This is a genomic window from Streptomyces sp. NPDC003327 (assembly GCF_053589515.1).
Genome location: NZ_JBSFSA010000034.1, coordinates 1 through 18622, shown reverse-complemented (window position 1 = coordinate 18622; position 18622 = coordinate 1). Strand labels below are relative to the sequence as shown.

19 protein-coding genes, 1 tRNA gene and 2 pseudogenes are annotated in these 18622 nt (G+C 74.0%); 11 read left to right on the top strand and 11 right to left on the bottom strand.

Translation table 11 applies throughout. The features are described from left to right. The first annotated feature begins 2 nt into the window (after positions 1 to 2). Positions 3 to 788 (top strand): SDR family NAD(P)-dependent oxidoreductase, encoded by a 786-nt coding sequence (locus tag ACWDVG_RS23165; RefSeq protein ID WP_451701331.1) that lies wholly within the window; start codon positions 3 to 5, stop codon positions 786 to 788. A gap of 44 nt (positions 789 to 832) precedes the next feature. Then, positions 833 to 1222, top strand: coding sequence for a VOC family protein (locus ACWDVG_RS23160; RefSeq protein ID WP_451701329.1), 390 nt, complete (start codon positions 833 to 835; stop codon positions 1220 to 1222). Between the two features lie 33 nt (positions 1223 to 1255). On the opposite strand, the gene ACWDVG_RS23155 is transcribed toward ACWDVG_RS23160, so the two are convergent. From ACWDVG_RS23155 to ACWDVG_RS23135, 5 genes and pseudogenes are all read right to left on the bottom strand, one after another. Continuing rightward, on the bottom strand, positions 1256 to 2155 hold the full coding sequence (locus tag ACWDVG_RS23155; RefSeq protein ID WP_451701327.1) for an SUKH-3 domain-containing protein: 900 nt from the start codon (positions 2153 to 2155) through the stop codon (positions 1256 to 1258). An 8-nt stretch (positions 2156 to 2163) separates the two neighbouring features. Next, positions 2164 to 2559: a YwqJ-related putative deaminase gene (locus tag ACWDVG_RS23150; RefSeq protein WP_451701325.1), complete on the bottom strand. Its 396-nt coding sequence runs from the start codon at positions 2557 to 2559 to the stop codon at positions 2164 to 2166. Continuing rightward, on the bottom strand, positions 2552 to 3025 hold the full coding sequence (locus tag ACWDVG_RS23145) for an SUKH-3 domain-containing protein (RefSeq protein WP_451701323.1): 474 nt from the start codon (positions 3023 to 3025) through the stop codon (positions 2552 to 2554). The genes ACWDVG_RS23150 and ACWDVG_RS23145 overlap by 8 nt, the downstream gene beginning before the upstream one ends. A 12-nt stretch (positions 3026 to 3037) precedes the next feature. Beyond that, positions 3038 to 3394: pseudogene (locus ACWDVG_RS23140) on the bottom strand (YwqJ-related putative deaminase); the annotation flags it as partial. A 282-nt stretch (positions 3395 to 3676) separates the two neighbouring features. Next, positions 3677 to 4834, bottom strand: a pseudogene (locus ACWDVG_RS23135) (WXG100-like domain-containing protein); the annotation flags it as partial. 129 nt (positions 4835 to 4963) lie between these two features. Here ACWDVG_RS23135 and ACWDVG_RS23130 point away from each other — a divergent pair. Together ACWDVG_RS23130 and ACWDVG_RS23125 are read left to right on the top strand one after the other, a co-directional pair. Next, on the top strand, positions 4964 to 6343 hold the full coding sequence (locus ACWDVG_RS23130; RefSeq protein ID WP_451701321.1) for a hypothetical protein: 1380 nt from the start codon (positions 4964 to 4966) through the stop codon (positions 6341 to 6343). A 111-nt stretch (positions 6344 to 6454) separates the two neighbouring features. Then, positions 6455 to 6527: transfer RNA gene (locus ACWDVG_RS23125), tRNA-Ser, on the top strand. Positions 6528 to 6546: 19 nt separating this feature from the next. On the opposite strand, the gene msrB is transcribed toward ACWDVG_RS23125, so the two are convergent. From msrB to ACWDVG_RS23105, 4 genes are all read right to left on the bottom strand, one after another. After that, positions 6547 to 6954: a peptide-methionine (R)-S-oxide reductase MsrB gene (gene msrB, locus ACWDVG_RS23120; RefSeq protein ID WP_451701319.1), complete on the bottom strand. Its 408-nt coding sequence runs from the start codon at positions 6952 to 6954 to the stop codon at positions 6547 to 6549. A 15-nt stretch (positions 6955 to 6969) separates the two neighbouring features. After that, positions 6970 to 8361, bottom strand: a complete 1392-nt coding sequence (gene murC / locus ACWDVG_RS23115) for a UDP-N-acetylmuramate--L-alanine ligase (RefSeq protein ID WP_451701317.1) — start codon at positions 8359 to 8361, stop codon at positions 6970 to 6972. A gap of 183 nt (positions 8362 to 8544) precedes the next feature. Continuing rightward, entirely contained in the window at positions 8545 to 9015 is a 471-nt protein-coding gene (locus tag ACWDVG_RS23110) for an indole-3-glycerol phosphate synthase (RefSeq protein WP_451701316.1), read from the bottom strand. 106 nt (positions 9016 to 9121) lie between these two features. Then, the gene (locus tag ACWDVG_RS23105) at positions 9122 to 9988 is read right to left on the bottom strand and encodes a pyrimidine reductase family protein (RefSeq protein WP_451701314.1); all 867 of its coding nucleotides are present in this window, start codon (positions 9986 to 9988) and stop codon (positions 9122 to 9124) included. A gap of 36 nt (positions 9989 to 10024) precedes the next feature. Here ACWDVG_RS23105 and zapE point away from each other — a divergent pair, with 36 nt between their 5' ends. The 5 genes from zapE (at position 10025) to ACWDVG_RS23080 (ending at position 15146) form a co-directional block, all read left to right on the top strand. Beyond that, positions 10025 to 11110 (top strand): cell division protein ZapE, encoded by a 1086-nt coding sequence (gene zapE, locus ACWDVG_RS23100; protein ID WP_451701312.1) that lies wholly within the window; start codon positions 10025 to 10027, stop codon positions 11108 to 11110. 34 nt (positions 11111 to 11144) lie between these two features. Next, complete coding sequence (locus tag ACWDVG_RS23095; RefSeq protein ID WP_451701310.1) at positions 11145 to 11570, top strand: OsmC family protein; 426 nt, start codon at positions 11145 to 11147, stop codon at positions 11568 to 11570. Positions 11571 to 11774: 204 nt separating this feature from the next. Beyond that, the gene (locus tag ACWDVG_RS23090; RefSeq protein WP_451701309.1) at positions 11775 to 13145 is read left to right on the top strand and encodes an alkaline phosphatase PhoX; all 1371 of its coding nucleotides are present in this window, start codon (positions 11775 to 11777) and stop codon (positions 13143 to 13145) included. Between the two features lie 103 nt (positions 13146 to 13248). Next, on the top strand, positions 13249 to 14205 hold the full coding sequence (locus ACWDVG_RS23085) for a PPK2 family polyphosphate kinase (RefSeq protein WP_451701308.1): 957 nt from the start codon (positions 13249 to 13251) through the stop codon (positions 14203 to 14205). A 38-nt stretch (positions 14206 to 14243) separates the two neighbouring features. Beyond that, the gene (locus tag ACWDVG_RS23080; RefSeq protein ID WP_451701428.1) at positions 14244 to 15146 is read left to right on the top strand and encodes a polysaccharide deacetylase family protein; all 903 of its coding nucleotides are present in this window, start codon (positions 14244 to 14246) and stop codon (positions 15144 to 15146) included. Between the two features lie 15 nt (positions 15147 to 15161). On the opposite strand, the gene ACWDVG_RS23075 is transcribed toward ACWDVG_RS23080, so the two are convergent. Both ACWDVG_RS23075 and ACWDVG_RS23070 read right to left on the bottom strand, forming a co-directional pair. Then, complete coding sequence (locus ACWDVG_RS23075; protein ID WP_451701307.1) at positions 15162 to 15812, bottom strand: ABC transporter; 651 nt, start codon at positions 15810 to 15812, stop codon at positions 15162 to 15164. Continuing rightward, complete coding sequence (locus ACWDVG_RS23070; protein WP_451701426.1) at positions 15809 to 16648, bottom strand: ATP-binding cassette domain-containing protein; 840 nt, start codon at positions 16646 to 16648, stop codon at positions 15809 to 15811. The genes ACWDVG_RS23075 and ACWDVG_RS23070 overlap by 4 nt, the downstream gene beginning before the upstream one ends. 221 nt (positions 16649 to 16869) lie before the next feature. Between ACWDVG_RS23070 and ACWDVG_RS23065 the strand changes: the two genes are divergently transcribed. Both ACWDVG_RS23065 and ACWDVG_RS23060 read left to right on the top strand, forming a co-directional pair. Continuing rightward, positions 16870 to 17571, top strand: coding sequence for a peptidyl-tRNA hydrolase (locus ACWDVG_RS23065; RefSeq protein WP_451701306.1), 702 nt, complete (start codon positions 16870 to 16872; stop codon positions 17569 to 17571). A gap of 73 nt (positions 17572 to 17644) precedes the next feature. Further along, positions 17645 to 18622: DUF692 domain-containing protein (locus ACWDVG_RS23060; RefSeq protein ID WP_451701304.1), on the top strand; the 978-nt coding region annotated here is incomplete at its 3' end.

Genomic DNA, 18622 nt, shown 5'->3' with positions numbered 1-18622 from the left:
AGATGAGCAGCACGCCCCCCGGATACCTCTCCGGCCTCTTCTCCCTCGAAGGCCGCACCGCCCTCGTCACCGGCGGCAGTTCCGGCATCGGCCGCGCCGTCGCCGGGGCCCTCGCGCGCGCCGGCGCGCGGGTGGTGGTCCTCGCGCGCAAGGAGGCCGACCTCGTCGCGACCGTGGAGGAGCTGGCGGCCGAGGGGTGCCGGGCGGCCTGGGTGAGCGCCGACCTGAGCACCCGCGAGGGGATCGGGGCGGGGGCGGAGGCGGCGGCCGCCGTCTTCGGCGAACCCGACATCCTCGTGAACTCCGCCGGGATCAACCTCCGTCCGCCGCTCTCCGAGCTGGGCGAGGACGTCTGGGACACGACGATGACCGTGAACCTGGAGGCACCGTTCCTGCTCGGCCAGCGCTTCGGCCCCGGCATGGCGGAGCGGGGCTTCGGCCGGATCATCCACATCACCTCCCAGCAGGCGCACCGGGCGTTCGTCCAGAGCGGTGCGTACGGGGTCTCCAAGGGCGCCCTGGAGTCCCTCGCCCGCTCCCAGGCCGAGGCCTGGTCCCCGTACGGCGTCACCGCCAACACCCTGGTGCCCGGCTTCGTGCTGACCGCGCTGAACCGGCGGCTCGCCTCCGACCCGGAGAAGGTGGCGGCCCTGGCCGCGCGCACGATGGTCGGCCGCAACGGCCTCGCCGAGGACTTCGCGGGCGCGGCGGTCTTCCTGGCGAGTGCCTCCTCCGCGTACGTCACGGGCCAGTCGCTCTTCGTGGACGGCGGTTTCTCCGTCCACTGAAAAACCTGCTTGAGCAGCGCAGTTGTCACCGCTACGGTGCTCCGATGGCAACGATCAGGGAAGTCCAGGTCACCTTCGACTGCGCGGAGCCCGCGCGTGTCGCTCGCTTCTGGTGCGAGGTGTTGGGGTACGTCGTCCCGCCATCGGCGGAGGGCGAGGAGTCGTGGTCGGCGGCCGTCGACCCCTCGGGCAAGGGCCCGCGGATCTACTTCCAGCGGGTCCCCGAGGGCAAGGTCGTGAAGAACAGGGTGCACCTCGACGTCCGCGCCGGCACGGGCCTGGTGGGCGCCGAGCGCCTCGCCGCCCTCGAAGCGGAGTGCGCCCGCCTGACCAAGCTCGGCGCGGTCCACGTGAACACCCTGTACGCCGACGAGGAGAACGAGTCCTGCATCAACATGCAGGACGTCGAGGGCAACGAGTTCTGCCTCGACTGAGCGTCGGGCGACCGGCTCGCCGGACCCCCGCTGCTAGGGGGCGTCGCGGGTCGCCGCCCAGGCCGTCAGTTCACGGGCGCAGGCGGTCAGGGCCGTCGCCGTGGGGCCCGAGGCCGCCGACAGGGCCGCCGACAGGGTGAGGGCGGGGGCGTCGGGCTCGGCGCCCGTCGTCACCGCGCAGGCGACCGTGGCCGCCGGGCCCTCCGTGCCGGGCGGGGCGGGGACGGAGACCGTCAGCGCGCAGGCGCCCGGGCGGGCGCCCACCGCTTCGAGGGCGCGGGTCATCGCCTCGGCGAGCGGCTCCGCGTTGTCCGCCAGGGCGCCCCGGCGCAGCGGGAACTCCTTGTCCACCGCCACCACGCCGATGCCCCGCAGGGTGGTGGCCCGCAGGTGCAGGGCGCGGGCGCTGAAGACGCCCGTGCTGTGCAGGACGTAGACGGCGACGAGCGCGGCCCGCACGACCGCGTCGAGGTCGGCGGGGAGGCCGGGGAGCGGGACGGTCCACCGGGGCGGCCGGAGCCGTACCGGCGCGTGCCCCTCCGTGAGGGCCGCGAGCCCGTCGTGGACCGTCTCGCCGAGGAGCCAGGGGCCCCCGGGGCCGAGCATGAGGAGCCGGCCGTGCTCGTCGACCGCGAGCGGCGCGTCCGTGTCCGTACGGCCGAGGGGGAACAGGCGTACGCCGAGGGAGTCGGCGAGCCGGAGCAGGGTCGGGACGTCGTGGCGGGCCTCGCGCGGGTCGACGACGGCGCCGAGGGCGGCGACCTCCCCGCCGCCGTCCGGGGCGGGGCGCGGGCTCAGGCCGTGGAACTCGCGCACGGCCCGCTCGGCGGCGGGGAAGGCCTCGCCCGCGCCGTGGGTCACCGCGACGAGGATCGCGAGCAGGGCGGCGTCCCCCGCGTCCCTGCCGGGCTGCCAGCCCGCTTCTTCCAGCACCGTCCGCCTCATGCCTGGTCGTGGAGGATCGTGATGCCCAGCCGGTCGAGGAGCGCCGTGCAGGAACGGCAGACATCGGCCTCGGTGCCGTGCTCCGGGTCGCCGTGCGGGCGGATCTTGCGGGCGACGATCGCCGCGCCCGCGAAGTGCGGGACGGCCTCGTCGAGGCCCGCGGTGCGGCCGTCGCCGCGCATCCGGTCGAAGGCGAACAGCTCGTCGGAGACGAGGGCGGACTCGGCGCAGAAGCCGACGAAGGGCTCGCGCAGGGCGGGCGGGAGCGCGTCGAAGAACTCCCGCACGGCGGGGTGGAGCTCCGGCTCGCCGTCGCCGGTGAGGTTGGTGTGACTGGTGATCGTGCCGTGGATGAGCAGCGACGCCGCCGTACCGGGAACCAGGTCAGACATAGAAATCCTCCGCGTCCTGCATGGGCGTTCGGTACAGGCCGATCATCGCCTCGTGCTTGCCGGTGCCCATGTAGTAGTCGCCGGTGTGGTGCATGCAGAAGAAGCGGCCCTGCTCGTCGATGACGTACAGCTCCGCGTCCGTGGAGTCCCAGCCGACCGGGAAGAGCCGCACGCCGAGGTTGCGGCTCAGCTCCGCCATGTCCTCGAAGCTGTGGCCCCAGTAGGGCACGGGCGTGAACTCCAGGTAGGCGTCGCGCTGGGCGTCGTGCACCACGCGCAGCCCGGCGTGCTCGTCGAGGAAGTCGGTCGCGGCGGGGAACGGCTCCACGGGGAACCCGCGCTTCCGGCTCTCCTCGACGACGGCCGCCACGAACGCCGCGGCCGGCTCGCCGGCCCGCCGGCCGGGGAACCAGCCGTTCTCGGTGAACCAGGCGTCGACGTCCGCGGGGACGTGGAGATGGGGCATGGGAAGGGGCTCCTAACCTGCGTAGGCGTTGATGCCGGTGATGTCGAGGGCGATCGCGCACGAGGGGCACGGCTCTTTGTAGTCGTTGTGCTGGAGGAGTCCGCGCCTGTCCCGCCCGATCTGCACGCTGTACATCTGTGCGCCGGCCATCGCCTCCCGTACCTGGTCGATCGTACGGATGGACGTGCCGGACGGGTCGAGCTGCCGGAGCCGGTCCGACAGGAGCATCGCCTCCGCGCACTTGCCGTGGCCGGCTCCGGGCCGCGTGCCCTGGGAGTCGTGGACGGCCTTCACCTCGTCGTAGACCTGCTGCGCGCCCGGGTGCAGGTCGGGCTTGTCCTTGCCCTCGTACTGGGTCGCGCTGGAATGGCTCGTCACCACGCCGTCGTGGAGCAGCCCGCCGGAACAGCTGTTGTCCTTGAGGAGGTGCTCACCGACCGGGAACCGCGTCTTGGCCAGGTCGATCTGGTGCTTGGGGTCGTCGGGGTTGTCCGGGTCGGCCCTGCGGGCCCGGTCCGCCAGGTCGCGCGCCTCCTGGACCAGCGCCTCGCGCTGCTGCTCGGGCGTCAGGTGGCTGACGTCGAGCGGGTCCGTGCGGTGGTGGCGCATCGTGCCGGCGGAGCTGCCGTGCCAGGGCGGGGCGGGGGTGATGCGGTTGCCGCCGGGGTTGTTGCCGGAGCCGTTGCCGTTGCCGCCTCCGCCGGGGGGGTTGCCGTTCCCGCCGCCGCCCCCGCCGCCCTTGGCGCCGTCGTTGTCGTGGTCGCCCTTGCGCTGCCGGGCGAACCGGTCGCGCAGCGCGTCGTCGGTGTTCTTGTGGTCGACCGAGATCTGCTTCACGGCCTTGGGCAGGGTCTGGCCGAGGTGGTCGCCCATGTTCTTCGCGGCCTTGGTCAGCGCCTCCAGGGCCTTGTCCGCGACCGGGTCGATCGCGTCCGCGATCGAGTCGCGTCCCCGCGTCCGTCCGTGCGCCGTCTTCGCCTTGGTCAGCTTGCCGGCCGTCTTGCCGTGGATCCCGGCGCTGACGGTGTTCAGCTGCGTGGAGGCGTGGGTGTGCTCGGCGTGCTCGATGTGCAGGTCCTTCAGGCCGCTGCCCTTCCCGGCACCGCCACCGCCTCCGCCTCCGCCGCCTCCGGCGGAGGCGAGGTGCATCGCCTCCTTGCCCGACTGCACGCCCTCCTTGAACCCGTCCTGGCCCGCGCCCTTCGTCTGGTCCAGGTCCACGCCGTCCTGGAGCCCGATCGCCACCGCACCGAGCTGGACGACCAGGTCCGCCGCCATGCCCTCGAGCGCGGCGACGGCGGGCTCGGTCATCGCCGCCACGACGTAACCGACGGCCTCCTCCACGCACTCCTTGATCAGCCGCTTGATCACTTCCTGCGTGGCCCGCATGGCCCCCGCGCCGATCAGCGCCGACAGGCCGCCCGTCACCGGGATCAGCGACAGCGCGATGCCCGCCTCCGCCGCCAGGTACCCCAGCTGCACCAGCGCCGCGAGCTTCATGCCCTCGATCGCGCCCGCCGCCGTGTCCAGCGCCCCCGCGATCGTCCGCGCCGCACCCGAGATGTCCTTGATGTGCTTGGTCTTGACCTTCGACCAGTGCTCGTTCAGGGCGTCCATCGACTCGCCCTGCCCCGAGGACAGCAACCGCTCGAAGTGGTTGTTCGCGAGCTGCCCGTCGTCCTCCAGATCGTCCGCGAACTCCCGCAACGCGTCCGCCATCTCGCGGTACGCGTCCTCGTCCACATTCGGCCAGGCCACACCGATCAGATCGAGAAGGGTGTCCGCCCAGTCCGGAACCGTGACCGCCACGTTCCATTCCCCCGTTGAAAAGACTGTTTGCGATGTCAAACAGTCCTACCACAGCGGGTGACGGACGATCAGCCCGGGTGCCCGGATAACCGGTGGAGGACCCGACGACGTTTCGGCAGGCTGGGGCGCATGACCGCCGCACCCCGCCCCCCGGAGGAACTCCTGCGCGCACTGCACGACTCGCTCGGGCTCAGGAAGCGTCCCGAGGACGTCGCCCAGCTGGTCCTTGACCTGTTCGCCACCCGCGGCACCGAGCCGGACCCGACGACCGCCGCCGCCCTGGAGAAGGCGGCCGCGCACTCCCTGACCCGGCTGTGGCACGGCTACACCTCGCTGCGCGAGGACTTCGCCCGGCCGGTGGGCGCGCAGCGCCAGCTGGGCCGCGCCGCCGCCCTGTTCGCGTCGGTGCCCGAACTGCCCGAAGCGGCGGGCGACGACCCCGCGGAGATCGAGGCGGTGATCCGGCGGGCCGGCGAGGAGATCCACCGGCCGTACGGCGCCGACGACTTCGGGCTCGACCGGCTGAACCGCGCCGAGCGCGCCGACGCCGGGCTCGGCGAACTCTCCAAGCGGCAGTACAACAAGCGGTTCCGGCTGCTGCGGCGGATGGAGGCCAAGCTGGCCCGGCTCCTGCACGAGCAGCGGCGCCGCGAGGTCGTCATGACGGGCAAGGGCTCACTCGCGCACACCCTGCCGTACGAGGTGTTCGCCGCCGACCCGGACACGGCGGCCTTCGTCGCGTACCTCACCGCCCGCGCGAACATGCGCAGCATCTTCACGAACGGAAAGCAGCGGCGCCCGTACGACGAGGTCGCCGACGCGCTGTTCCAGCGGCTCCGCGCGGCGCCCGAGCGCACGAACTGGTACGCGGTGGCACACGCGCATCCGGCCGCCGAGGTGCTCGGGCACCTCTCCGACGAGGAGCTGATCCGGCTCCTCGTGCGCTGGAACCGTTTCCTGCGCGAGGTCGCCGACCTCCTGGAGGACGCCTGGAACCGCTCCGGCTTCGAGCCGGCGAGCATGGTGGTGCGGCGCGGCGACGACTCCTCAACGTGGAACCAGGCGGCCCAGGCGTGGAGCACCGCGCGGGCGCACTGGTTCGCCCTGCTGACGGAACTCGGCCGGGAGGACCTCCTGGACCGCGTCTGCCCGGGCAAGGTGCCGCGGCTGATGGCGGCCGACGTGGCCTACTGGCACCACAGGAGCGGCAAGGGCCTGCACCCCGACACGTACGTGTGGGCGGAACTGCCCCGGCCGTGGGAGGTGCTGCGCGGCGAGAAGGAGTGCCCGCGCTCCCTGGTCGAGGCGGCCTGTGCCCGGCACGGCGTGGACCCGGTGGCGGGCGGCTGGACGGGGCCGCGCCCGGCGGCGCGCCCCGAGGCCTTCCGCCGTACGCCGGAACTGGTGCACGGCGTGGCCGTCGCCGATCCCCTCACGGCGAGCGCCCTGCGGTCCGCCGGGGTGTTCTCCGGGAAGGGGAAGCGGGCCGCCGCCCAGGAGTGGCTGTGAGCCACCCGAGGGGGGCGGGGCCGTCGCGGCGGCCGACACGCCGGCCTGCTTCGGTTGCTCCCGGTTAATCGGTTGCCCGGGGCAGCCGGGGCGGCGGAGGATCGCGGCGGCGGCGAGGAAGCTCTGTGGTGGAGCGCCCGGCTCGACTTCCGGGTGGACGCAGGTTCGAATCCTGTCCTCGCCGCCGTTTCCGTCCCTCCGCGTCAGCCCTCCTCGGGCTTCAGCCGCAGCGAGATCGAGTTGATGCAGTACCGCTGGTCCGTGGGGGTCGGGTAGCCCTCGCCCTCGAAGACGTGGCCCAGGTGCGAGCCGCAGCGGGCGCAGCGGACCTCGGTGCGGATCATCCCGTGGGAGGTGTCCGCGACCAGCTCGACGGCGTCGCTCTGCTTCGGGTCGTAGAACGACGGCCAGCCGCAGTGCGACTCGAACTTCTCGTTCGAGGTGAAGAGCTCGGCCCCGCAGGCGCGGCAGGAGTAGACGCCCTCGGTCTTCGTGTCCGTGTACTCACCGCGGAAGGCGGGCTCGGTGCCGGCCAGCCGGAGCACCTGGTACTCCGACGGGGTCAGCTGCGCCTGCCACTCCTCGTCCGACTTCTCGACCTCGTAGGCCATGGTTCGTCCACTCCCTCAGTTCGCCAGGCGGGCCAGGATCAGCGGACCGAGGTCCGTGACGTCGCCCGCGCCCATGGTCAGAACGAAGTCGCCGGGGCGGGCCATTCCCGCGATCACGTCGGGGACGGTCGCCTTGTCGTGGACGGGGGTGACGTCGGCGCCGGCCGCGCGGGCCGCGTCGATGATCAGCCCGCTCGTGATGCCGGGGATCGGGTCCTCGCGGGCCGGGTAGATGTCGAGGACGGCGGAGGCGTCGGCGAGCGCGAGGGCCTCGCCCATCTCCCGGCCCAGCTCCTGGGTGCGGGAGAAGAGGTGCGGCTGGAAGACGACGAGGAGCCGGGAGGCCCCGGCGGCGCCGCGCATCGCCTCCAGGTCGGCGGTCATCTCGGTGGGGTGGTGCGCGTACGAGTCGATGACCTGGACGCCCCGCGCCTCGCCCTTGAGCTGGAGGCGGCGGCCGACGCCCGTGTAGGCGGTGAGGGCCTGGGCGAGCTCGGCCGGGTCGATGCCGACGCGGGCTCCGGCGGCCAGGGCGGCGGCGGCGTTGTGGGCGTAGTGGCGGCCCGGGACCGAGACGGTGAAGGTGTGCTCGGCGCCGTCGAGGGCGACGGTCACCTCGCTCTTCATCCCGTTCGGGACGATCTTCAGGATGCGGGCGTCGGAGTCCTCGGACTCCCCGACCGTCACGATGTCCAGGCCCTCGCGGGCCGCGACCCGGCGGGCCAGCTCGCGGGCGCCCGCGTGCTCGCCGACGACCAGGGTGCCACCGGGGCGGATCTTCGCGGTGAAGGCCTCGAAGGACTCGTAGATCTCGTCCATGGAGGCGTAGTTCGCGTGGTGGTCCAGCTCGACGTTGAGGACGATCGCGACCTCGGGGTCGTATTTCTGGAAGCTGCGGTCGCTCTCGTCGGCCTCGGCGACGAAGACCTCGCCGTCGCCGTGCAGGGCGTTGGTGCCGGGGCCCGCGAGGTCGCCGCCGATGGCGTACGAGGGGTCGAGGCCCAGCTCGGTGAGGGCGACGGCCAGCATGGAGGTGGTGGTCGTCTTGCCGTGCGTGCCGGCGACGGCGATCGCGCGCAGCCCGTCCATGAGGGAGGCGAGCGCGTCGGAGCGGTGCACGACGGGGATGCCCAGCTCGGCGGCGCGGGTCAGCTCGGGGTTGTCGGCGCGGATGGCGCTGGAGACGACGACGGCGGAGGCGTCGTCGGCGAGGTGCTCGGCGGCGTGCCCGATGTGCACGGTGACGCCGAGGGCGCGCAGCGCCTCGGCGGTCGGGGACTCCTTGGCGTCGCTGCCCGCGACCTTGGCGCCCCGCTGGGCGAGGATCTTCGCGATGCCCGACATTCCGGCACCGCCGATGCCGATGAAGTGCGGCCGTTCCATCGCGGCAGGGATGGCGGGTGCCATGTGGATCTCTCCCCGGTGTGGTGGTTCTGGAGGCTCCAGCCTAGTGGCTCCCGCCGGACGCCCCGCGGCACCCGTCCGCCCGCGGTACGCCCGTGTCCGCGTCGCCCGCCTCCCCGCCGTACGCCCGTGTCCGCGCCCCCTGCACGGGGCGCGGACACGGGCGGGTGGCGACGGGCCGGTGGGTCAGTCGCTGTGGGCGAAGAGCTTGAGGACGGGGACGCCGACCTTGTGCCGGGCGCGGGAGGCCCAGTCCCGGTGGAAGAACTCCTCCACGTAGTGCGGGGCGGTGAGCACGATCACCTCGTCGGCCCCGGCCTCCTCGACCACGGCCTTCATCTTGTTCAGCGGGTGGTCCTCCACGACCTGGCCGACCGCCTCGCAGCCGGCGTCCCTCAGGGCCTGGAGGGAGAGCTCCAGGGCCTGCTCGGCGGGAAGGCGGGCCGCCCTGCCCTCCGGTTCCTCGCCCTCCCGGGCGGCTTCCTTCAGTTCGCCCATGGCGACGTCGTCGATGGCACGCAGCAGTACATCGGCCTGGTCACCCCGCGGCTGCATCAGAACGATGAAGGACACGCCCTCGTCGCCGTGCAGTGTGGTGACGAATTCCACGTCGACGGCCGTCAGGGGCTTCTCGATCATCAGAACGCTTGTGAACACCTCAGGAGCCCTTCTGCGGAAACCATCCTTCCCCGTGCCCGCACGGGGTCTGCGTGAGTAAGTGTGCCCAGCGGACGCTAAGCGGAACGGGAAATTCCGCCGATTGTCAGATCCGAAGGTAGCGGGTGAAGAGGAAGCCGTCCTGCTCCAGCACCGACGCCACGGCGAAGCGTGTCGGCACGGCGACCGACGGCCCGCCGGCGATCCGTTGCGCGTCCCCCGCGGTCATCGTCGGCGACACCGTCAGGCACAGCTCGTCGAGGACCCCGGCCGCCACGAACTGGCCCAGCAGCCGGGGTCCGCCCTCGGTGAGCTGGCGGCGCAGCCCGCGCTCCGCGAGCACCGTCACCGCCCTGGCCGGGTCCACCCCGGCGCCCTCGCCCGCGAACAGCACCTCCGCGCCCGCGGCGCGGGCCGCCGTCACCCGGTCGGCGGGAGCGGCGGCCCCGGTCAGGATCAGGGTGGGGACGAGCGGCTCGGTGAAGAGCGGAAGCGAGAAGTCGAGCGCGAGGGAGGCGCTGACCACGGCGATCACGGGCGCGGGGCCCTGCCCGGCGGCGGCCCGGCGGGCGGCGAAGGCGTCCCTGGCCCTGGCCGGGCGGTACCCCTCCAGGCGTACCGTCTCGGCGCCGACCACGACGACGTCCGCGAGGCCCCGGAGGGTGCCGAAGATCCGCATGTCCGCGTCGGAGGAGAGCGGCTGGGAGCGCCCGTCGTGCTGACCGGCGCCGTCGAGGGAGGAGACCATGTTGGCCCGCAGCCACGCGGTGTCCCCCTCGGGGTACGCGTAGGCCTCGGCCAGCTCGTCGAGGGACCACTCCGGGCCGCCGGCGGGCGGTACCGGGGCCCCGCCCGGCGTGGTCGCCGCGGGGGTGGCGGGCGTTCCGGAGACACCGACCGGGGTGGCTCCGGCCGCGGTCCCGTGGGTGGCCTCGCGGGCTGTCATGTCCGTCACAGGGAACAGGCGTCGCATCCGGGAAGTCTGACATGGCGCTTACAGTGGGGAACTGTGTCGACCCGTGCCCTTACCGAAGCCGCGAGCGCCTCAGCGGCCCCGCTCTCGCTCTGCTCGCGCGAGCCCCATGTCCCCGCCGACCGGCTCGTCGCCGAGATGGTGCCGCCGCCGCGGTTCGACTCCGTACGCTTCGACACGTACCTCCCCGACCCGAACCAGCCCAGCCAGACGGACGCCGTCAAGGTGCTCTGCTCCTTCGCCGAGGGGCTCGGCGGCGCCCACGCCAGCGGCGCCGGGAAGCGCCGCTGGTTCGCGCGGAAGCCGGCCGCCCCGACCGGGCCTCGCGGGATCTACCTCGACGGCGGGTACGGCGTCGGCAAGACCCACCTGCTCGCCTCGCTCTGGCACGCCACCCCGGCCGACCCGGCGCTCAAGGCGTTCGGCACCTTCGTCGAGCTGACGAACCTGGTCGGCGCGCTGGGCTTCCAGCAGACGGTGAAGACGCTGAGCGAGCACCGCCTCCTCTGCATCGACGAGTTCGAGCTCGACGACCCGGGCGACACCGTCCTCGTCTCCAGCCTCCTCGGCAAGCTCGTCGAGTCGGGCGTGGCACTCGCCGCGACCTCGAACACCCTGCCGGGCAAGCTCGGCGAGGGCCGGTTCGCCGCCGCCGACTTCCTCCGCGAGATCCAGGGCCTCTCCGCCCACTTCCGTCCGCTCCGCATCGACGGCGAGGACTACCGCCACCGCGGCCTGCCCGAGGCGCCGGCGCCCCACTCCGACCAGGTCGTCACGGAGACGGCGTACGCCACGCCTGGCGCGTCCCTCGACGACTTCCCGCACCTGCTCGAACACCTGGCCAAGGTGCACCCGAGCCGGTACGGAGCGCTCACCGACGACCTGACGGCGGTCTGCCTCACCGACGTCCGGCCGGTCCCGGACCAGTCGACGGCGCTGCGGCTCGTGGTCCTCGCCGACCGGCTCTACGACCGCGAGATACCGGTGCTCGCCTCCGGTCTGCCCTTCGACCGACTGTTCAGCGACGAGATGCTGAACGGCGGCTACCGCAAGAAGTACTTCCGGGCGATCTCCCGGCTCACCGCCCTCGCGCGTGACGCAAAGGGGCTTGTGGGGCAGTAGGTTGGGGGTGATACCCAAGCGAAAGGGATTCACCATGGCCACCGTGCGTCACGCCCACACCGTCTGGCAGGGCGACCTCCTCAAGGGTTCCGGTGTCGTCACCCTCGACTCGTCGGGCCTCGGCTCGTACGACGTGTCCTGGCCGGCCCGCACCGAGGAGCCGAACGGCAAGACCAGCCCCGAGGAGCTCATCGCGGCCGCGCACTCCTCCTGCTTCTCGATGGCGTTCTCGCACGCCCTGGCCGGCGCGGGCAACCCGCCCACCCGTCTGGAGACGAAGGCCGACGTGACCTTCCAGCCGGGCGAGGGCATCACCGGCATCCACCTCACCGTGCGCGGCGAGGTGCCCGGCCTCGACGAGGCGCAGTTCCAGCAGACGGCCGAGGAGGCCAAGAAGAACTGCCCGGTGAGCCAGGCCCTGACCGGCACGACGATCACGCTCACCGCCGAACTGATCTGACACTTCGCCACCTGAGGCAACGCGAGGCGCGTGCGGCCCGCATGGTTCACGTGTCACCACTGTGCGTGGTACACACATGCGGGTCACACGTCACACGTCACACATGACCGGCACGTGACACGTGACATCCGCACGCCGCACAGCACGCGCAGCACGCACACCACCGTTCCGCCTGTCCGCCAACAGGAAGTGGGTCGTTGCCTCATGTCCGCGACACGACGTCAGATCCTCGCCCGCACCGGCGCCACCGCCGCCGGGATCGCCTTCTCCGGCGCCCTCTCCGAGCTCTTCGCCGGAACCGCCCTCGCCGCCGGCGGCCACACGGGCCGGACCGGCTACGGTCCGCTCGTCCCCGACCCCCACGGCCTGCTCGACCTTCCCGAGGGCTTCTCGTACAAGGTCCTCTCCCGCCAGGGCGATCCGCTCCGCTCCGGACAGGGCCCGGTCCCCAGCAACCACGACGGCATGGGCGCCTTCGCCGGCCGCCGCGGCCGCGTCCACCTCGTGCGGAACCACGAGAACCGGGTCTCCGGGAAGATCGGCGTCCCGACCGTCCCCGGTCTGACGTACGACCCGGCCGCCAAGGGCGGGTGCACGGTCCTCGAACTCGACGGGCGCAACAACGTCCTGGGCGAGTACGTCGGGATCGCCGGCACCGCGGTCAACTGCGCGGGCGGGCCGACGCCCTGGAACACCTGGCTGACCTGCGAGGAGACCGAGGACCTGGCCGGCACCAACGGCTACACCAAGGACCACGGCTTCATCTTCGAGGTCGACGGCGCCGATCCGCGCCGCACCGGAGCCGTCCCGCTCACCGCGATGGGCCGCTTCGCGCACGAGGCGATCGCCGTCGACCCGGCGAGCGGCATCGTCTACGAGACGGAGGACGCCTTCGAGCGCCCCTTCGGCCTCTTCTACCGCTTCCTGCCCCACAAGCCGCTCGGCGGCACCGGTTCGCTGCGCGCGGGCGGCGCCCTGGAGGCCATGCGGGTCCCGGGCGTGCCGGACCTCTCCGTCGTCCAGGAGGCCGGGGCGCGCTTCGAGGGTGTCGAGTGGGTCCCCGTACCGGATCCGCAGGCCGCCACGACCCCCATCCGGTTCCAGGACTTCGGGCCGAAGGGCATCACGCACGCGCAGAAGTTGGAGGGCTGTTACTGGGGCGGGCGGGCCGTCTACTTCGTCTCGTCCTTCGCCCGGGTCTCGGACGGCTCGGGGGCCACGCACTTCGGGCAGGTCTGGAAGTACGAGCCGCACCGGCGCCGGCTGACGCTCGTCGTCGTCTTCGGCCCGGACACGGACGTCCGGCTGCCGGGCGAGACGCCCGACAACATCTGCCTCGCGCCGACCGGCGGCCTGATGGTCAGCGAGGACGGCGACGGCGCCCAGCACGTCTTCGGGGTGAGCCGCCGGGGCGAGGTGTACGCGGTGGCCCGGGGCGCGCAGAACATCGGCACGCCCGAGGCGCCGGAGTGGGGCGAGTTCGCGGGCGTCACCTTCTCCCCCGACGGCGCCACGATGTACGTCAACTGCTACACGCCGGGCACGACGTTCGCGGTGACGGGCCCCTGGTGCTGAGCTGACGCCGCCGGCCGTGCCCCCGGGCCGCCTCGCGGACCGCCCTCGTCCGGCGCAGGATCGGAGGGAGGGCCTGCGACGGCGGCGACGGAGGGCACGGGCGATGGCGGAGAAGAAGGACGCGGAGAAGAAGGACGCGGACCGGAGGGGCGGGGAGCGGAGGGGCGGGGGCGGGGAGCGCGCGGCCGGGAAGGACCGGGGCCGGACGGACGGGCGGCGGTCGTCGGACCTGCGCGAGGTGCTGCGCCTCCCGCCCGGCGAGCGCGTCGACCTCACCTCGTACGACGCCGGCGCGACCCCGGCGGGCCCCGCCGGCAAGGCGGCCGGTCTCGCCGCCACCGCCGCCCTCGCCCCGCGCCTCGCCGAGCTCCAGGAGCGGCTGTACGCGGCGAGCACGGCCGGCGACCGCCGACGGCTGCTCCTCGTCCTCCAGGGCATGGACACCAGCGGCAAGGGCGGCACGGTCAAGCACGTCATCGGCCTCTTCAACCCGTCCGGCTGCCGCATCCACGCCTTCAAGGCCCCCACCGCCGAGGAGCGGGAGCACCCCTTCCTCTGGCGGATCATGCGGGCGCTGCCCCGGGCGGGCGAGATCGGCATCTTCGACCGCTCCCACTACGAGGACGTGCTGATCGCCCGCGTCCGCGAGCTCGTTCCGCGTGCGACGGTCGACCGCCGCTACGGGCAGATCAGACGCTTCGAGAAGTCGCTCGTCGAGGACGGGGTGACGGTGGTGAAGGTCTTCCTCCACCTCTCGTACGAGGAGCAGCGCGCCCGGCTGCTCGAACGGCTGGACAACCCGGAGAAGCACTGGAAGTTCGCCGTGGGCGACATCGAGGAGCGGGCGCTGTGGCCGGCGTACCGGGAGGCGTACGAGACGGCCCTTGAGCGCTGCTCGACGGCGCGGACGCCCTGGTACCTGGTGCCGGCGGACCGGAAGTGGTACCGGAACTGGGCGATCAGCGAGCTGCTGCTCGCGCATCTGGAGGAACTGGACCCGGCCTATCCGCCGCCGGACTTCGACGTGGCGGAGTGCCGGAGGCGTCTGCTTGCCACCTGATCGACTAGCTTCCGCATGTGACCATTTCTGTACGAAACATGGCGGCGCTCGCCCTTCTGGGCTCCGTTCTCGTCGGCTGCGGCGGGGGCGCCGCCGACACCCCCCGCCCCGACGCGGGAGCCACAACCGTCGGAGCCGGGAGCGCCGGAGCCGGGAGCGCCGGAGCCGGGACCGCGAGCCCGCCGCCCCGCGCCGGGGCGGCGGCCGCCGGGCGGAAGCCGGCGGCGGCACCCGCCGCGCCGCCCACCATGGCACCGGGCCCGGGCGGCCTCGCCCCCGTCTTCACCCGACGGGCCGGCCGGGGCGCCGAGAAGGTCGTCGCGCTCACCTTCGACGCCGACATGACCGCCGACCAGGGCCCCCGGGCAGCTCGCGGCGAACGCTTCGACAACCCCGGGCTGATCGCCACCCTGCGGCGGCTCGGGGTCGACGCGACCGTCTTCATGACGGGCCGTTGGGCGGAGGAGTACCCGGACCAGGCGAAGGCGATCGGCAACGACCCCCGCTTCGAGATCGCCAACCACTCCTACAGCCACTATGCCTTCGCCTCGCCCTGCTACGGCCTGCCGACGGTCGCCGAGCCGGACATGGCCGCCGACGTGCAGCGCGCCTTCGACGCCTTCCGGGACGCCGGGGCCGTCAACGTCGTGCCGTACTTCCGCTTCCCCGGCGGCTGCTACGACGACACCGCCCTGCGCGCCCTCGGGCCCGCCGGGGTCACGGCGGTCCAGTGGGACGTGGTGAGCGGCGACGCCTTCGCCAAGGACGCGGACGCCGTCGCCGACCAGGTCCTCGACGGCGTGCGGCCGGGCTCGCTCGTGGTCCTGCACTGCACCCGCAGCGCCGCCCCCGTCACCGAGCGGGCGATCCGCCGCATCGTCCCGGAACTGCGGGCCCGCGGCTACCGCTTCGTGAAGGTCTCGGAGCTGCTGCGAGGTTAGGGGTCGCCCCGTCCGTCACTCCAGGCGGGACGTGGCCCGGCAGGCCAGGGTCGCCGCGGCCGAGGCGAGGACGAGGGCGGCCGCGCAGGCGAGCCACGGCGGGTGCGCGGTCGCCGTGCGGTCGCCGGTGATCAGCGCGGTCACCGCCTCCCGGGCGGGGGAACCCGTGGTGACCAGCGCGAGCAGCGAGCCCAGCACCAGGGCGGCCACGGACCAGCCGGCGGCCGGGACGAAGGGCCTGCTGGTGAGGGCGCCGACGGCCGCGCCCGTCAGGGCGCAGGCCAGGGCGGCGAGCAGCCCGGCGGTCGCGGCGTCGAGCGGCGCGACGCCCTTCCCGTCGCTCACGGCGGTCACGCCGAGGACGGCGGCCACCCCGATCAGGGCCGGCCATCCGGCGCCGGTGGCGAGCGCGGCGAGGTGGGCCCGGGAGCGCCCCGCGGCCGCGGCCACGACGGCCCGGGCGGCGGCCGGCTCCTGGGTGAGGCAGATCCGCACCGACCAGGCCGTCACCGGGAGCAGCGCGGCCGCCGTCACCGCGAGTCCGCCGAGCACGGGCTCGCCCGCGCGGACGAGGACGCCGACGAAGACCGCGTACAGAAGCAGGGGCGCGAGCCAGCGCTGGGAGCGCAGCAGCAGTCCGGACTGGTAGCGCAGCAGCGGCGTCATACCCGTACGCCCTTCTCGGTGCCGAGGTGGTGGATGTGCCAGGCGGCGCCGAGCAGCGCCCCGAGCAGGGCGTCGGAGTCTGCGGCGGCCACGGAGAACGCACGGGTGCCGTCCCCGTCCGGGCCCGGCGTGACGACGGGCGCGCCGGGCAGATCCCCGGGCGGCGGCAGCGGCCCGGAGCCGGAGGCGACGATCCGCACGCGCGCGCCGGGGGCGACGGGCCCGGAAGCGGCGCGCACCCGGCCGTCCTCCACCACGTGGACGGCGTCCGGCTCGCCCGCCAGGCGGCGCGGGTCGTGGTCGACGAAGACGACGGTGCCGCCCGCCGCGCGCCGCTCGCGGACCGCCTCGTCGAGCACGGTGCGCGCCTCGGCGTCGAGGCCGGTCCAGGCCTCGTCGAGGACGAGCAGGTCCGGCGCGGCCAGCAGCGCCTGGGCGACGGCGACCTTCTGGCTGGTGCCCTTGGAGAGTTCGGCGAGCGGGGTGCGGGCGTGCGCGCCCGCACCGAACCGATCCAGCCACTCCCCCGCCCGCGTGGCGGCCTCCGCCGCGCCGAGGCCGTGGATCCGGCCGAGGTGGACCAGGTAGTCGGCGGCGGTGAACGGCAGGGCGGCCGGGAAGCGTTCGGGGACGTACGCGGTACGGGCCGGGCGGCCGGTGATCCGGCCCGCGCTGGGCGCGTCGATCCCCGCGACGAGCCGCAGCAGCGTCGACTTGCCGGTGCCGTTGGTGCCGGTCACGCGGACGAGCCGGGCGCGCGGCAGGACGAGGTCGACACCGCGCAGCACCCATGGGCCGCGCGGCCGGTGCCGCCGCCCCACCCCCTCCAGCCGCACGCCGCCCTCCAGCCCCACGTCACCCTCCGGCCTCACGCCGCCCCCCGGCCCGACGTCACCCTCCGGCCTCACGCCGCCCCCCGGCCCGACGTCACCCTCCGGCCTCACGCCGCCCCCCGGCCCGACGACGCGACGATCTTCCGCTTCATGAGGGGCATCCTGGCCCGGCCGCCTCCTTCCCCACAACAAGGAGCCCCGCGGCCCGGTGGCAGACTTGCCGGGTGAGCAGCAACGACACCGATCCCCGTGATGACAAGCCGCAGTTCGTCCTGCCCCTGGTGGTGCGGATCGAGCGCGACGCGCCCCCGGCCCGTACCGACGCCCTGGAGACCGCGGCCCGCGCCGTCCTGGCGATGCTGACCGACGACCGCTCGGTCGGCGAGGGCCCCTGGGCGCGGACGATCGCCGACTGGGAGGACGCCCGGATCCGCAAGGTGGTGCGCCGGGCACGCGGCGCGGAGTGGCGCAGGGCCGCCGCGCTGCCGGGCATCACGGTGACGGGCGCGGCGGCGGAGGTGCGGGTCTTCCCGCCGGTGCCTCTGGACGGCTGGCCGAAGGAGCTGGCGAAGCTCCAGGTGTCGGGCACGGATCTGGACGACCCGGCCGCGCCCGGGCCCGTACCGGACGGGGCGGCGGTCCTCTGGCTGAACCCGGAGCTCGACATGTCGGCCGGCAAGGCGATGGCCCAGGCCGGGCACGGCGCGCAGCTGCTGTGGTGGGCCCTGTCGGAGACCGCGCGCGAGGCCTGGCGCGAGGCCGGGTTCCCGCTGGCGGTGCGCACGGCGGCGCCGGAGGAGTGGCCGGCGCTGACGTCGAGCGGGCTGCCGGTGGTGCGGGACGCGGGGTTCACGGAGATCGCGCCGGGCTCGTGCACGGTGGTGTCGGCCCGTCCGAACCTGCCCGAACCTCAAATGAAGCTCTGAACGTCCTCCCTCCGGGGTTCGAACGTCGCCGACGGGGCCATCACGTCAGCACTGAGGACCGAAGGAGGGGGACATGACGGAACTCGGCATCGGCATCGGCTGGCGCCCCGAGATCGCGGAAGCGGTGGAGGCGCTGCCCGGGGTCGACTGGGTGGAGGTCGTCGCGGAGAACATCTGCGCCGACCACCTGCCCGACTCGCTGGCCCGGCTGCGGGAGCGCGGCGTCACCGTCGTGCCGCACGGGGTCTCGCTGGGGCTCGGCGGGGCGGACCGCCCCGACCCGGAGCGGCTGGCGGCGCTGGCCGCGAAGGCGGAGCTGCTCGGGGCGCCGCTGGTCACGGAGCACATCGCGTTCGTACGGGCGGGGGGGCCGCTCACGGCGACGCCGGGTCTGGAGGCCGGGCACCTGCTGCCGGTGCCCCGCACCCGGGACGCGCTGGACGTGCTGTGCGCGAACGTGCGGATCGCGCAGGACGCGCTGCCGGTGCCGCTCGCCCTGGAGAACATCGCGGCGCTGATCGCCTGGCCCGGCGAGGAGATGACGGAGGGGCAGTTCCTGGCGGAGCTGGTGGAGCGCACGGGGGTACGGCTCCTGATCGACGTCGCCAATCTGCACACCAACCACGTCAACCGCGGTGAGGACCCGGCGCGGGCCCTCGCCGAACTGCCGGTGGAGGCCGTCGCGTACGTCCACGTGGCGGGCGGCGTCGAGCGCGACGGCATCTGGCACGACACGCACGCGCACCCGGTGCCGCGGCCGGTCCTCGACGTCCTCGGCGATCTGGCGGGGCGGGTGGCACCGCCCGGTGTCCTCCTGGAGCGGGACGACGACTTCCCGCCCGCGGCGGAGCTGGCCGGTGAGCTGGACGCGATCCGGGCCGTCGTCGCCGCGGCCCGCCGGGGAGCGGGCACGGGCGCGGGCACGGGCGGGGGCGCGCGCGGCGGGGTGGTGACCGGCCGTTCCGCCCGTGCGGCCCGGGTGCCCGCGGCCGCGGGGGGGGCCCCCCCCGTGGTGGGCGCGGGGGGGCCCGCGGGGAGCGGGCTTGTCTCG